General features: G+C 69.8%; 13 protein-coding genes. 2 read left to right on the plus strand and 11 right to left on the minus strand.

The window, feature by feature from the left end; genetic code table 11:
* From A5663_RS06595 to hemE, 4 genes are all read right to left on the minus strand, one after another.
* A partial coding sequence (locus tag A5663_RS06595) for a hypothetical protein (RefSeq protein ID WP_197503315.1) occupies nt 1-262 on the minus strand: 262 nt, incomplete at its 3' end.
* 41 nt (nt 263-303) lie between these two features.
* The gene (gene hemQ / locus A5663_RS06600; protein WP_068145594.1) at nt 304-999 is read right to left on the minus strand and encodes a hydrogen peroxide-dependent heme synthase; all 696 of its coding nucleotides are present in this window, start codon (nt 997-999) and stop codon (nt 304-306) included.
* A gap of 4 nt (nt 1,000-1,003) precedes the next feature.
* Nucleotides 1,004-2,359, minus strand: coding sequence for a protoporphyrinogen oxidase (locus A5663_RS06605; protein WP_068145598.1), 1,356 nt, complete (start codon nt 2,357-2,359; stop codon nt 1,004-1,006).
* Nucleotides 2,356-3,420, minus strand: coding sequence for a uroporphyrinogen decarboxylase (hemE, locus tag A5663_RS06610; protein ID WP_068145601.1), 1,065 nt, complete (start codon nt 3,418-3,420; stop codon nt 2,356-2,358). The genes A5663_RS06605 and hemE overlap by 4 nt, the downstream gene beginning before the upstream one ends.
* Nucleotides 3,421-3,574: 154 nt before the next feature.
* Between hemE and A5663_RS06615 the strand changes: the two genes are divergently transcribed.
* Entirely contained in the window at nt 3,575-4,111 is a 537-nt protein-coding gene (locus tag A5663_RS06615; protein WP_231976709.1) for a DUF3000 domain-containing protein, read from the plus strand.
* A gap of 2 nt (nt 4,112-4,113) precedes the next feature.
* Entirely contained in the window at nt 4,114-5,376 is a 1,263-nt protein-coding gene (locus A5663_RS06620) for a ribonuclease D (RefSeq protein WP_068145606.1), read from the plus strand.
* Here the strand turns inward: A5663_RS06620 and A5663_RS06625 are convergent.
* The 7 genes from A5663_RS06625 to A5663_RS06655 form a co-directional block, all read right to left on the minus strand.
* Entirely contained in the window at nt 5,373-6,284 is a 912-nt protein-coding gene (locus A5663_RS06625; protein ID WP_068145609.1) for an alpha/beta fold hydrolase, read from the minus strand. The two genes, A5663_RS06620 and A5663_RS06625, sit on opposite strands and share 4 nt — an antisense overlap.
* 43 nt (nt 6,285-6,327) lie before the next feature.
* A complete protein-coding gene (locus A5663_RS06630; protein ID WP_068145612.1) occupies nt 6,328-7,518 on the minus strand; it encodes a S9 family peptidase in 1,191 nt (396 codons plus the stop codon).
* Nucleotides 7,519-7,542: 24 nt separating this feature from the next.
* The gene (dxs, locus tag A5663_RS06635; protein WP_068145614.1) at nt 7,543-9,456 is read right to left on the minus strand and encodes a 1-deoxy-D-xylulose-5-phosphate synthase; all 1,914 of its coding nucleotides are present in this window, start codon (nt 9,454-9,456) and stop codon (nt 7,543-7,545) included.
* A gap of 28 nt (nt 9,457-9,484) precedes the next feature.
* Entirely contained in the window at nt 9,485-10,813 is a 1,329-nt protein-coding gene (gene nhaA, locus A5663_RS06640; RefSeq protein WP_068145616.1) for a Na+/H+ antiporter NhaA, read from the minus strand.
* An 88-nt stretch (nt 10,814-10,901) separates the two neighbouring features.
* Nucleotides 10,902-11,381 carry an MSMEG_6728 family protein gene (locus tag A5663_RS06645; protein WP_068145617.1) on the minus strand — a complete coding sequence of 160 codons (480 nt, stop codon included), beginning with the start codon at nt 11,379-11,381 and terminating at the stop codon, nt 10,902-10,904.
* An 18-nt stretch (nt 11,382-11,399) separates the two neighbouring features.
* On the minus strand, nt 11,400-12,626 hold the full coding sequence (locus A5663_RS06650) for a class I SAM-dependent RNA methyltransferase (RefSeq protein WP_068145620.1): 1,227 nt from the start codon (nt 12,624-12,626) through the stop codon (nt 11,400-11,402).
* On the minus strand, nt 12,623-13,607 hold a 985-nt coding region (locus tag A5663_RS06655), incomplete at its 5' end, for an APC family permease (protein ID WP_197503316.1). The genes A5663_RS06655 and A5663_RS06650, both read right to left, overlap by 4 nt.

The raw sequence follows: 13,607 nt of genomic DNA on the forward strand, positions 1-13,607 counted from the left end.
CGCACTGAAAAAGCAACGGCGCGGTCATCGCGTTACCGGAATAACAGGTGAACGGGCCGATCACCTGGTACTTGTCGCCGTTCAGGTCGTACTGGACGGCGTAGTCGGACGCGGTCCTGCAGTCGATGTCGCCGGCGGTGATGTCGACGAGCCGACCGTTCCGCGGAGTGCAGTCCTCGGTGTCCGGCTGTGCCCAGCCGGTGGGCGCTGCCCCGAGCGCAGCTATCGACATCGCCGCCACAACCATTGCCTTCGTCCACATGCGTCTCATGATGAACGAGCCGTACCGCCGGCGGGGGTCTTTTAGGGCAGGCGGTCGATCAGCTGCTCGGCGCTGATCCGCGGGCCGGTGAAGAACGGCGTCTCTTCGCGAGTGTGCCGACGGGCGTCGGTGGCCCGCAGATCACGCATCAGATCGACGATGCGGTGCAGTTCCGGCGCCTCGAACGCGAGGATCCATTCGTAGTCGCCGAGCGCGAACGCCGGCACGGTGTTGGCACGCACGTCCTTGTAGTTTCGGGCTCCCATGCCATGCTCGGCGAGCATGCGGCGCCGTTCCTCGTCGGGCAGCAGGTACCACTCGTAGGACCGGACGAACGGGTACACGCAGATGTAGTTGCCCGGCTCCTCGCCCGCGAGGAACGCCGGGATGTGGCTCTTGTTGAACTCTGCGGGCCGATGCAGCGCCACGCTGCTCCACACCGGCGTGCTGGCCCGGCCGAGCGCGGTGGTGCGGCGGAAGTCCGAGTACGTGGCCTGGAGCGCCTCGACGTTGTCCGCGTGCGTCCAGAACATGAAATCGGCGTCGGCGCGCATGCCGGCGATGTCATACAGGCCACGAACCACCACGCCGCGCTCCTCCTGCTGCTTGAGGAACGTCGCGGTCTCGTCGACGACGGCTGCGCGCTCGTCCCCCAGCTCACCCGGCCGCACGGCGAACACCGAGAACATCAGGTAGCGGATGGTCGAGTTGAGCTCGTCGAAGTCGAGTTTGGCCATGGTCCTATCGTGCCACGCGGGTGGTGACCAGCGACGCCGCCGCCCGGGTGGCCGCCGACACACAGGCCGGCACCCCGATGCCGTCCAGGAACCCGCCGGCCACCGCGATCGTCGGCGGCAGCCCCGACCTCAGTTCGGCCACCACCGCTGCGTGGCCGGGACCGTACTGCGGCATCGCGTCGATCCACCGCTGTACGCGCCAGTCGACCGGCTCGGTCCTGACGCCGAACAACGTCGACAGGTCCTGCGCCGCCCAGTCGAGCAGGTCCTCGTCGCCCGCGCTGCGGGCCAGCTCGTCGCCGAACCGGCCGAACGACAGCCGCACCAACTCGACGTTGCTGCGCCGGCCCCACTTGCGCGACGTCAACGTCACCGCCTTGGACCGCAGGCGTTCACCGGCGGCGACCAGCACCCCGGACTGCTGCGGCAGCGGCGTCCCGCCGGGCAGCGCCAACGCCACCAGAGCCGTCGACGCCACCGGGATGCGCCGCGCCGCGGCGGCCGTGCGCGGGGCCACCTCGGTGACGAGGCGCGTCAACCGCGGCGCCGGCACGGCCAGGACCACCGCGTCGGCGTGGTGCCGGTTGCCTTCGTCGTCGATCAGCTCCCAGCCGTGCGATGCTCGGCGCAGGCCCTCGATGCCGACCTGAACCCAGTGCGCACCGGCGCGCCGGAAAAGTTCGTCGATCAGTACCGCGTAGCCGCCGTCGACGGCACCGAACACCGATCCGGTGACCGGTGGGGGCACCGCCTGCCGCACCGCCTCGGTGAGGCTGCGGGCGCCGCGGTCCAGCGCGACGGCCAATGGCGGGACTGCCGCGCGCAGGCCGATCGTCGCCGCCGAGCCGGCATAGACCCCCGCCAGCAGCGGTTCCACCGACCGGGTGACCACCTGCGCCCCGAAGCGGTCGCCGATCAGTTCGCCGACGGACGGGTCAGCGCCGGGCCGCCACGAGAACGGCCGACGGGGCTCGTCGTGCATGCGTGCGAGCGTGGCGTCGTCGACCAGGCCCGCCAGCGCCGACGGCTGGGCCGGTATCCCCTGCAACGTGCCAACCGGCAACGGGTGCAATCGTGCCCGGCTGTAGATCAGCGGACGGGCACCGGTCGTGCCGATCTGCCTGTCCGCCAGTCCGAGTTCGGCCAACAGCGCGGGAACCTCCGGCCGTCGCGCGACGAACGCCTCCGCACCGAGATCCATCGGCTGCCCACCGATCCGCTCGGTGCGCAGCACGCCGCCCAACCGGTCGGCGGGGTCGAACAACGTGATCGACGCGCCCGGCCCAGCTGCGACACGCAGTCGGTACGCCGCGACCAGGCCCGAAATGCCGCCGCCGACAACGCAATACGACGAGGTCACAACGAATGCACCAACGCCACCACATCGGTGATGAGCTCGGCATCGGTGCCGGGAAGCACGCCGTGCCCGAGGTTGAACACATGGCCGGCGGCCCCGGCGTCGACCGCGCGCCTGCCGTCGTCAACGACCGCGCGCGCCGCCCGTTCGGCCACCGGCCAGCCGGCCAGCAGCACCACTGGGTCGAGGTTGCCCTGCAGGGCCGTCCCCGGCGCGACGCGAGCGGCGGCGTCGGGCAGCGACGTGCGCCAGTCGACACCGACGACAGCCGGAGCGCCGTGACCGGAAGCGGCCTGTGACATCGCGCCCAGCAGTTCGGCGGTGCCGACCCCGAAGTGCGTCATCGGCACCCCGGCGGCGGCCAGCGTCGCGAACACCCGCGTGCTGTGCGGCAACACGTAACTGCGGTAGTCGGCTAGCGACAGGGTCCCGGCCCACGAGTCGAAGACCTGGATCGCGTCGACGCCGGCGTCGGCCTGCATCTGCAGGAACGCGATCGTCACATCGGTGAGCGCGGTCATCAACGCATGCCAGGTGTCCGGTTCGCCGAGCATCATCGCCTTGGTGCGCTCGTGGTTGCGGCTCGGACCGCCTTCGACCAGGTAGGACGCCAACGTGAACGGCGCCCCGGCGAACCCGATCAGCGGCACGTCGACCAACTCGGAGACCAGCATCTCGACGGCTTCGGCCACCGGCGCGACCTGCTGCGGCTCGAGCGGCCGCAGCGTCGCGACGTCGGCGGTGGTGCGGACCGGGTGCTCGATCACCGGGCCGACGTCGGGCACGATGTCCAGGCCGACGCCGGACGCCCGCAGCGGCACCACGATGTCGGAGAACAGGATCGCGGCGTCCACGCCGTGTCTGCGGACCGGCTGCAGCGTGATCTCGGTGATCAGCTCGGAGTCGAAGCAGGCCTGCATCATCGTGTTCTCGGCCCGAAGCGCGCGGTACTCCGGCAGCGAACGGCCCGCCTGACGCATGAACCACACCGGCACGCGGCGGGGTTTGCGACCGCTCGCGGCGGCCAGGTACGGCGAATCGGGCAGCTCACGGCGTGTGTTCATCGCTTTCAATGCTGCCATGCGCAGGCGAGGGGACCCTCCTCGCCTCGACCGCACGCGAATCGGCGCGCCACACACGCAGACCAGCCCAGATGGGCTAGCGTCAATCGTCGTGACCACCGCCGAACCGGCTCAGTTCCGCGAAGCGGTGGCGGCGATGAATGCCACCACCGTCCGACCGGAGATCGAGCTGGGCCCGATCCGTCCGCCGCAACGGCTGGCGCCGTACAGCTATGCGCTGGGAGCCGAGGTCCGCCATCCCGAGACGGTGATCGTGCCGGAACGGTCCGAAGGTGACGCGTTCGGCCGGCTGATCCTGCTGCACGACCCCGAAGGCGCTGAGGCGTGGGACGGCACGATGCGCCTGGTCGCCTACATCCAGGCCGATCTGGATTCCAGCGAGGCGGTCGATCCGCTGCTGCCCGAGGTGGCGTGGAGCTGGCTGGTCGACGCGCTCGAGGAGCGTGCCGAACACGTCACGGCGCTCGGCGGCACGGTGACCGCCACCACGTCGGTGCGCTACGGCGACATCTCCGGCCCGCCGCGTGCTCATCAGCTCGAACTGCGTGCCTCGTGGACGGCGACGACGCTCGAGTTGGGGCCGCACGTCGAGGCGTTCTGCGAGGTGCTCGAGCACGCAGCCGGGCTGCCACCGCAGGGCGTCACCGACCTGGGCTCGCGTAGTCGCGCCTGACGATGACCGAGGCTTCATCGGAGGCAGCGGAGGCCGAAGAGGCCGAGCCGGAACCCACGCCGCTGCTCGTGCCGCGCGACGGCGTGCCCGAGCTGTCCGTCAGTGTCAGTGAGATCCGCAGGGCCGCAGAGTTTTTGGCGTCCGGCCACGGGCCGTTCGCGGTGGACGCCGAACGGGCATCGGGATTTCGGTACTCGAACCGCGCCTACCTCGTGCAGATCCGCCGCGACGGCGCGGGCACCGTGCTGATCGACCCGGTGAGCCACGGCGCCGACCCGGTCGAGACGCTCGCACCGGTCGCCGACGTGTTGGCCACCGACGAGTGGGTCCTGCACGCCGCCGACCAGGATCTGCCGTGTCTGGCCGAACTCGGCATCCGGCCGGTCAGCCTTTTCGACACCGAGTTGGCGGGCCGGCTGGCCGGCTACGACAAGGTGAACCTCGCCGCGATGGTGCAGCGACTCCTGGGTCTGCAGCTCATGAAGGGCCATGGGGCCGCCGACTGGTCGGTGCGCCCGTTGCCCGACGAGTGGCTCAACTACGCGGCGCTCGACGTCGAGGTGCTGGTCGACCTGCGCAACACGGTCGCCGCAGTGCTCGAGGAGCAGGGCAAGACCGACTGGGCCGCACAGGAATTCGAGCACCTCCGGAGTTTCGAGGCGGCGCCGACGCGGCGCGACCGCTGGCGCCGCACGTCGGGCATTCACAAAGTCCGCGACCCCCGCGCCTTGGCCGCGGTGCGCGAACTGTGGGCCACCCGCGACCAGATCGCCCAGCGCCGCGACATCGCGCCCGGTCGCATCCTGCCCGACGCGGCGATCGTCAACGCCGCGACCACCGATCCCGACACCGTCGAGAAGCTGACCGCACTTCCCGTTTTCGGCGGGAACCGGCAGCGCCGCAGCGCAAAGGTGTGGCTGGACGCGCTCGCCCGGGCCCGCACCATGCAGGACCTGCCGACATCGCACGAACCGTCCAACGGGCCCCCGCCCGCATCTCGGTGGGCCAGGCGCAAACCCGAGGCCGCCGCCCGACTGGAAGCCGCGCGGGGCGGCCTTTCCGAGGTGTCGCAACGCGTTTCGGTTCCGACGGAGAACCTGCTCTCCCCTGATGTCGTGCGCAGGTTGTGCTGGGACTGGCAGCCGCCACGAAACTCGACGGTCGCTGCGACGGTCGATGAGTTCCTCCGCGAGGCTGGTGCGCGGCGTTGGCAGCGCGAGTTGACCGTTCCGGTGCTGACCGTGGCCTTGGACGGCGACGACTAGCCGATCGTCTTGTCGACGTGAGCCAGGAAGTGCCGCAACACTTCCCCGGGCGCTTCGAGTTGCGGCCAGTGGCCGATGTCGTCGGCGAGCATCACTATGTCGGCATCAGGAACCACCTCGGCGTACCGGCGCGCCATGTGCGCCCCCGAGTTCGGGTCGATCGGGCCGTCGATGAGGCGCATCGGCACCGACGTCTCGCGCATCGCGCGCACCCAGCGGTTGCGATGCGCATACCGGTCGGCGAGGAACCGACCGACCTTGTGCAGCAACCGCTTTCCGTCGTTGTACTCGAGGATCTGGTGGAAGCGGTCCATCAGCTCACGCGACGGTTTGGTGTTGGGGCCGAACATCTCGTTGATCGTCGGCTCGACCATCCGGCGTGACAGCGGACTGCCCTGCAGCGGACTCATCAAGTCGCCCAACGGGGTTGCCGACATGAGCTTCTGCATGGGGCGCGGCGTGTACGCCTCGTTGAACAGGCCGCCGTTGAGCCAGGTGATCGACTGGTAGTGCACCGAACCGTAGGACTGCTGGCCGAATACGCTGCGGGCCAGCAGTTCCTGGCCCACCGAGTCGCCGAGGTCGTGCGCCAGCACGTGGCAGCGCTCGACGTTCAGATGGTCGAGCAGCGCCTCGTGCATGTCGGCGTGATCGGGAACCGAGTACTGATAGGCAGCGGGTTTGGCCGAGAACCCCAGCCCGATCATGTCAGGGGCGATCACGGTGAACCGCTCGGTGAGCGTCGGCCAGATCAGCGACCAGTCCCATGAGTTGAACGGATAGCCGTGGATCGCCAGCAGGATCGGCGCCTCGCCCAGGGGCCGCCCGTCGAACCGGTAGAAGATGTCGAAGCCGAGGTAGTCGAAGTACCGGCCTGCGGTCTTCCAGTTTTCCAACTCGGCGTCCATCACCGCAGCCTAGCTGGATTGCGTGGATGTCCTCGGCTCGCTGTCAGCTGAACTGCCGCGCCAGAAACGGTGTCGAATCCGGCAGCGACGCCAGCACGGTGCCGCTGTGGTCCTCGTCCGGATAGACCTTCAGCGTGACGTCCTGACCGTTGGCGGTGAGCCGGTCGCTGAACTGCAGGGTGAGGCGCGGCGGCACGTCGCGATCGAGTAGACCGACACCGAGAAAGATCGGCCGGTCATATCCGTCCGCGGGAATACCCATGAACGCATCGACCGCCTCGGTAGCCCCGGGAATCGACGACAGGGGCGCATTGAAGAAGCCCGGCAGCGACATGTCGGCCAGCGCCGCCGCCAGATTCGCGACGCACAGCGTTTCGGCTTGATCGGTGGCCGCGCGGCCGGCCGGAGTCAGGATGCGGTTGAGGTCGAGGTCAGGCCGGCCGTCGCGCAGCGCGGCCACGATGTACGCGGTGTAGGCGTTGGCCACCGGTCCCAGCTCCGGGGGGACGGCCATCTGCGGTCCGGCCTGTCTGACGATGTTCTCGACGCCGGCGGGGGTGCCGGTAGCGACGACTCCGCGATAGTCCAGTCCCGAGCCCGCGCTGAACTCGGTGGCCCACCGGGCCGTGGCGATCGCCGCACCGCCGCCCTGCGACTGGCCCACCACCGCCCATTTGGGCGACAACGCCAGTCCCATGTGGTGGGCCGCGATCACGGAGTCCACCACGCCCCGCGCCGTGGTGACGCTGTTGAGGTAGCTCATCAGTCCCGGCGTGCCCAGGCCGGCGTAGTCGGTGCCGACCACCGCGTAGCCCTGGTCGAGCCAGTGGTGCAGGTATTCGTTGTCGCGATCGCTGCGCGGGCGCGCCGAGGGTGTGCAGTCGTCACCCAGCCCGACGGTGCCGTGCGCCCATGCGATGACGGGCCAACCACCTTGCGGCGGTTGGGTTTTCGGAGTGAACACCGCAGCGGTGCTGACCGCCGGACGATCGTGTTGGTCGATCGTGGCATACAGGATGCGGTAGCCCGCGCCGGCACCGGCTACCCACAGGTCAGGATCGAGCGGAACCGACTCGATCAAGCCACCCGGCGCCGGGATCGGTCCGCTGTAGCTGCGGGCGTCCAGACCCGACCACTGTGGTTCTGCCGCCGACACTGTGCCCGGCGCCCCCAACAGGCCCAGGGCCACGAGCAACGCGACGCTCAGAACACGAACAACGACAGCCGGTTTCATGCCCACAGCGTAGAGCCCCGCCGATCAGTCGAGTCGCTCGCTGACCTCGGGCTCGTTGACTGCGGTGCCCTGCGCGGCGACCCATCCGGTGATCTGGCGCGCCACGGTGCGGTCGGTCAGGCCGACCTCGGCAAGGACCTCGCCGCGGGAGGCCTGCGCGAAGAACTGCTGCGGCAGGCCGACATCGCGGCACGGCACGTCGACCTCCGCGCGACGCAGCGCCGCCGACACCGCCGAGCCGACGCCGCCGTTGACGCCGTTGTCCTCGAGCGTGACGACGAGCTTGTGGTCGCGGGCCAGCCCGGCGATCGCCGCCGGCACCGGCAGCACCCAACGCGGATCGACGGCCGTGACGCCGATGCCCTGGTTGCGCAGCAGTTCGGCGACCGCCAGCGCCATCGCCGCGAACGGTCCCACCGCCACCAGCAGCACGTCGTTGGCCAGGCCCTCGGCGGGTGCGGCCAGCACGTCCACGCCGTCACGCCGTTCGATCGTCGAGATGTCTTCGCCGACATCGCCTTTCGGGAACCGGATGGCAGTCGGGCCGTCGTTGACGTCGAGTGCCTCGCCGAGCTCCTCACGGAGCCGGGTGCCGTCGCGCGGCGCGGCCACGCGAATGCCGGGCACGATGCCCAGCATCGACAGGTCCCACATGCCGTTGTGGCTGGCGCCGTCGGGGCCGGTGACACCGGAGCGGTCCAACACCATCGTCACCGGCAGCTTGTGCAGCGCGACGTCCATCATCACCTGGTCGAACGCGCGGTTCAGGAACGTCGAGTAGATCGCGACGACCGGGTGCAGACCGCCCATCGCGAGCCCGGCCGCCGACGTCATCGCATGCTGTTCGGCGATGCCGACGTCGAAGAACCGGTCGGGGAAGCGCTCACGGAACTTCGACAGGCCCGTCGGCCCCGGCATCGCCGCGGTGATGGCCACGATGTCGCGCCGCCGCGCCGCATATCCGATGAGCGCCTCGGAGAACGTCGACGTCCAGCCGGGTCCGGGTACCGACGTCGCCAGCCCGGTCTCGGGGTCGATGACGCCGCAGGAGTGCATCTGGTCGGCCTCGTCGTTCTCCGCGGGCGGATAGCCCATGCCCTTGCGGGTGACGACGTGCACGATCACCGGCTTGTTGAATGCGCGCGCGTTCCGCAGCGCCGACTCGACCGCCTGCTCGTCGTGTCCGTCGATCGGCCCGACGTACTTGAGGCCGAGGTCGGTGAACATCACCTGCGGGGACAACGCGTCCTTGATGCCGGCCTTGATGGAGTGCATCAACTGGTAGGAGAGTTCGCCGATGATCGGCACCCCCCGAACCGCTTTGCGGCCCTCCTCGAGCACCCGCTCGTAGCCGGGCTGCAGCCGAAGCCCGGCCAGGTGCTCGGCGAACCCGCCGATCGTCGGCGCGTAGCTGCGCCCGTTGTCGTTGACGACGATCACGACTGGCCGGCGGGCGGCGGCGATGTTGTTCAGCGCCTCCCAGCACATGCCGCCCGTGAGCGCGCCGTCGCCGACGACCGCGACGACGTGGCGGTTGCGGTGCCCGGCTAGCTCGAACGCCTTGGCCAGACCGTCGGCGTAGGACAGCGCGGAACTGGCGTGACTGGACTCCACCCAGTCGTGCTCGCTCTCCTCACGCGAGGGGTAGCCGGACAGGCCGCCCTTCTTGCGCAGGGTGCCGAATTCGTGGCTGCGCCCGGTCAGCATCTTGTGCACGTAGGACTGGTGCCCGGTGTCGAAGATGATCGGGTCGTGCGGTGAATCGAAGACCCGGTGCAGCGCCAGCGTCAGCTCGACGACGCCGAGATTCGGGCCGAGGTGCCCACCGGTTGCAGCGACCTTGTGGATCAGGAACTCGCGGATCTCACGCGCGAGATCGCTCAGTTGCGACTGGGTCAGGTGCTGCAGATCGGCCGGACCGCGGATCTGTTCAATCATTTTTTCAGTTTACGCACGCCCGTAGTAGTCAGTCGGGACGAGCTTGGTAGACGTCGGGCACACCGTCGAGGTCGGTGTCGGCCGTCTCCTGTTCGTAAATCGCCCGGTAGTGCCGGTTGCGAAGCCTCAACAGCACGGCCGCCGCGGCCGCGGCGCAGACCGATCCGGTCAGCACGCCGATCTTCACGAATTCGTCACGTTCGGATCCGGCGCCGTAGGCGAGGTCGCCGATGAGCAGCGACACGGTGAACCCGATGCCGGCCAGCACGGCGATCCCGAGCACGTCGATCCAGCGCAGCGCCGCATCCAACCGGGCGCGCGTGACCGCGGCGAGCACCCGCGTGGTCGCGAAGATGCCCACGGGCTTGCCCAGCACCAGGCCCAGCACGATGCCCAGCGTGATCGGGTCAGCCAGCGCGCGCGCGAAACCGTCGGCGCCCCCCACGGCGACCCCGGCGGCGAAGAACGCGAACACCGGCACCGCGACGCCGGCCGACAGCGGGCGCAGGCGGTGCTCGAAGTGCTCGGCGAGTCCGGGGCCGGCCTCCGGTCCCCCGGCCGCCGTCGAACGCATCACCGGCACCGTGAACCCGAGTAGCACGCCGGCCACCGTCGGGTGCACGCCGGACTCGTGCATCAGCACCCATGTGGCCACCGCCAACGGCACGAGCAGCCACCAGGACCGGATTCTGCGCTGTACGCACAACGCGAAGAGCGCCAGTGGCAACATCGCGGCCGACAGCGCCGCCACGTCGATGTCTTCGGTGTAGAAAACCGCGATCACCGTCACCGCCAGCAGGTCGTCGACCACGGCGAGGGTAAGCAGGAACGTGCGCAGCGCGGAGGGAAGGTGGGTGGAGATGACCGCCAGCACCGCGACCGCGAACGCGATGTCGGTCGCGGTCGGAATCGCCCACCCGCGTGTCGCGCCGTCGCCCGAATGGGCGGTCACCGCGACGAAGATGAGCGCCGGCACCACCATCCCGCCGACGGCGGCGGCGATGGGAAGGACAGCGCGGGCGGGGTCGCGCAGGTCGCCCGCGACGAACTCGCGCTTGAGTTCCAGGCCGACCACGAAGAAGAACACCGCGAGCAACCCGTCGGCCGCCCAGGCGTCGAGGGTGAGCTTCAGGTGCAAGCCGAACGGCTCTGCGCCGACCTCGAGGTCGCGCAGCGCGAAATAGCTCGCCGACCACGCCGTGTTGGCCCAGACGATGGCCACGGCGGCGGCCACCAGAAGGATTGCGCCACCGACCGTTTCCTTGCGCAGGATCGTCGAGACGCGGTTCGTCTCCGACCATGACCCGCGGGAGAGCAGCGTCCGCTCCGCGAAGCGGCGAAGCGGGTTGGCGGTCACGGCAGGTCCCGATCTGTCGGTGCGGTCGACGAACAGTCGCCGACCAGACTTCCCGGCACACCTGCGCTCAACGTATCAGCGCCTCGCGTCAGACCGCGATCCGGCGCGGGCGGTCGGAGTCCGGCCACACGTACTCCAGGTCGTCGGGCACGTCGGGGAAGAACCGGCGGTAATGCGGCGGGTCCTTGCGCACGAGCACCGACTGGTGGCTGCGGTGAAATGCCGGATCGCCCAGCCACGGCGGCATCTCGCCGGCGGCCGAGAGTTCCTCCTGCGTGCGCGGGGTCGCTATCCCGGTGCCGTGCGCGAGGTCGCGGGCCATCGTGGTCGCGCACGTGTCGGCATGGCCCAGTCCACACCACGCGGCGCAGATGTCGAGCCCGTAGCGCACGAGCGCCTCCTCGTAGCCGGCCCACATCGCCGCGGCGGGGTGATGGCGCCACCCGTAGCCGGGCACCGTCAGCGCGCGGACGACCTGGATCGTCTCCACCCGCTGCTTGCCGAGCCGCTTGGTGTCGAGCACGCGGGCGGTGTCGGCGAAGCCCGGGCAGGGCAGGAAGGTCTGCATCCCGTGCGGGATACCCGTTTACCGCGTCAGCACCGCGACGCATTCGACGTGGTGCGTCAGCGGGAACGAGTCGAAGACCCTCAGCTCGTCGACCGTGTAACCGTGCCCGAGGTAGAGCCCGACATCTCGGGAGAACGACGCCGCCTCGCAGCCGATGTGGATTATCCGCGGGACTTCGGCGCCGGCCAGCAGGTCGATCACTTCGCGGCCGGCGCCGGTCCGGGGCGGGTCCAGCACCGCGACGTCGGCGCGTCGGCGCTGAGCGGCCACCGCGCGGCGCACCGAGTCGGTGACCACCGACACCCAACCCAGGTCCGCCAGCGCGGCCCGGGCCGCCCGCGACGACCCCCGCGACGTGTCCACGGTGACGACCTTGCCCGTCTCGCCGACCTCCCGCGCCAGTGCGGCCGCGAAAAGCCCTGCGCCGCCGTACAAGTCCCACGCCGTCATCCCGGTGCCCAGCTGCGCCCAGTCGACCACCAACTCGCTGTAGCTCCGGGCCGCGTCCCGGTGCGCCTGCCAGAACGCGGTAACCGGCACCCGCCAGGTCCGGTCGCCGACGCGCTGCACGGCCTCGTAGGCGCCCTCGACCACCTGAGTGGCAGCCTTGCGCGCACCCTCGTGTGCCGACCGTGGCCCGGACTGCACGACGTGCCGCGCACCGTCGTCGTCGAGCGCGACGTGCACCTGCGCGCCGGGTGGCCAATTCCGGTCGGCCAGCCCGTCGAGCATGCCGTCGGGCAGCTGCGCGCAGTCCAGGTCGGTGACCAGTTCGGCGCTGTGGAACCGGTGAAAACCCGGACGTCCGTCGTCGGTGGTGTCCAACCGCACCCGGGTCCGCCACCCTGTGGGGCCGCCGTCTCCGACGGCTTCGGCGGTCGCATCGGCTTCGTCGCACCAGTGGTAGCCGCCCAGCCGCGTCAATTGGTTGGCGACGACCGCGCCCTTGAGCCTGCGCACCGCCGCCGGCTCGGCGAACGCCATGTCGCAGCAACCCGCACCGTCCGGCCCGGCGATCGGGCAGATCGAATCGACGCGGTCGGGAGACGGCTCGATGACCTCGAGAGTGTCTGCGTGCCAATACTTTCCGCGGTCCGCGACCACCCGGACCCGGACCCGCTCGCCGGGCAACGCGTAGCGGACAAAGACGACGCGGCCGTCGTGGCGCGCCACGCAGCTGCCGCCGTTGGCGGGCGGCCCGGCGGTCAGCGTCAGATCCGAGGGCGCAGCCGCCGCATCCGTCACTCCAGGAATCCCCTGCGCGCATCGCCGGGGGCGGACTGCGGCTGCAATGTCTTGAGCCGCTCCGACGAACTCAGCTGCCACGGCACCGACGTCACCATCACGTTCGGCTCGAACAGCAGCCGGCCCTTGAGCCGGAGCGCGCTCTGGTTGTGCAGCACCTGTTCCCACCAGTGCCCGACCACGTACTCGGGGATGAACACGGTGACCACGGTGCGCGGCGATTCCCGGCTGACCCGCTTGACGTAGTCGAGCACCGGCCGGGTGATCTCCCGGTACGGCGAGGCGATCACCTTGAGCGGGACGCTGATGTCGCTGTCCTCCCACTTGTGCACGAGCGCGCGGGTCTCCCCGTCGTCGACACTGACGGTGATTGCTTCGAGCGTGTCCGGCCGGGTGGCCCTGGCATAGGCCAGCGCGCGCAGCGTCGGCAGGTGAAGTTTGGACACCAGCACGATCGCGTGGTTGCGGCTCGGCAGTACGAAGTCGGTCTCCTCGGCCGCCTGCTCTTCGAGTTCCCGCGTGACGGTGTCGTAGTGCTTGTGGATCAGCCTCATGATCCCGAACAGAATGCCCATCGCGAGTATCGCAATCCACGCTCCGGCAACGAATTTCGTAACCACCACGATCACCAGAACCGTTCCCGTGCACGCGCAGCCGATCGCGTTGATCACCCGGGATCGCATCATCTTGCGCCGGATCACCGGCTCACTCTCGGTGCGCAGCAACCGAGTCCAGTGCCGCACCATGCCGATCTGGCTGAACGTGAACGAGACGAACACCCCGACGATGTAGAGCTGGATCAACGCGGTGACTTCGGCGCGGAACGCCACCACGAACGCGATCGCGGCGAACGCCAGGAAGAGGATGCCGTTGGAGAACGCGAGCCGGTCGCCGCGAGTGTGCAACTGGCGCGGAAGGTAGCGGTCCTGGGCGAGGATCGACCCGAGCACCGGGAACCCGTTGAACGCGGTGTTGGCCGCC

Source organism: Mycobacterium sp. E740 (genome assembly GCF_001672895.1).
GTDB lineage: Bacteria > Actinomycetota > Actinomycetes > Mycobacteriales > Mycobacteriaceae > Mycobacterium.

What these genes read in the sequence shown, in the direction of transcription:
- hemQ (WP_068145594.1), bottom strand. Translation starts at nt 999, where the DNA reads ATGGCCAAACTCGACTTCGACGAGCTCAACTCGACCATCCGCTACCTG.
- hemE (WP_068145601.1), bottom strand. Translation starts at nt 3,420, where the DNA reads ATGAACACACGCCGTGAGCTGCCCGATTCGCCGTACCTGGCCGCCGCG.
- A5663_RS06615 (WP_231976709.1), top strand. Translation starts at nt 3,575, where the DNA reads ATGAATGCCACCACCGTCCGACCGGAGATCGAGCTGGGCCCGATCCGT.
- A5663_RS06620 (WP_068145606.1), top strand. Translation starts at nt 4,114, where the DNA reads ATGACCGAGGCTTCATCGGAGGCAGCGGAGGCCGAAGAGGCCGAGCCG.
- A5663_RS06625 (WP_068145609.1), bottom strand. Translation starts at nt 6,284, where the DNA reads ATGGACGCCGAGTTGGAAAACTGGAAGACCGCAGGCCGGTACTTCGAC.
- A5663_RS06630 (WP_068145612.1), bottom strand. Translation starts at nt 7,518, where the DNA reads ATGAAACCGGCTGTCGTTGTTCGTGTTCTGAGCGTCGCGTTGCTCGTG.
- dxs (WP_068145614.1), bottom strand. Translation starts at nt 9,456, where the DNA reads ATGATTGAACAGATCCGCGGTCCGGCCGATCTGCAGCACCTGACCCAG.
- A5663_RS06645 (WP_068145617.1), bottom strand. Translation starts at nt 11,381, where the DNA reads ATGCAGACCTTCCTGCCCTGCCCGGGCTTCGCCGACACCGCCCGCGTG.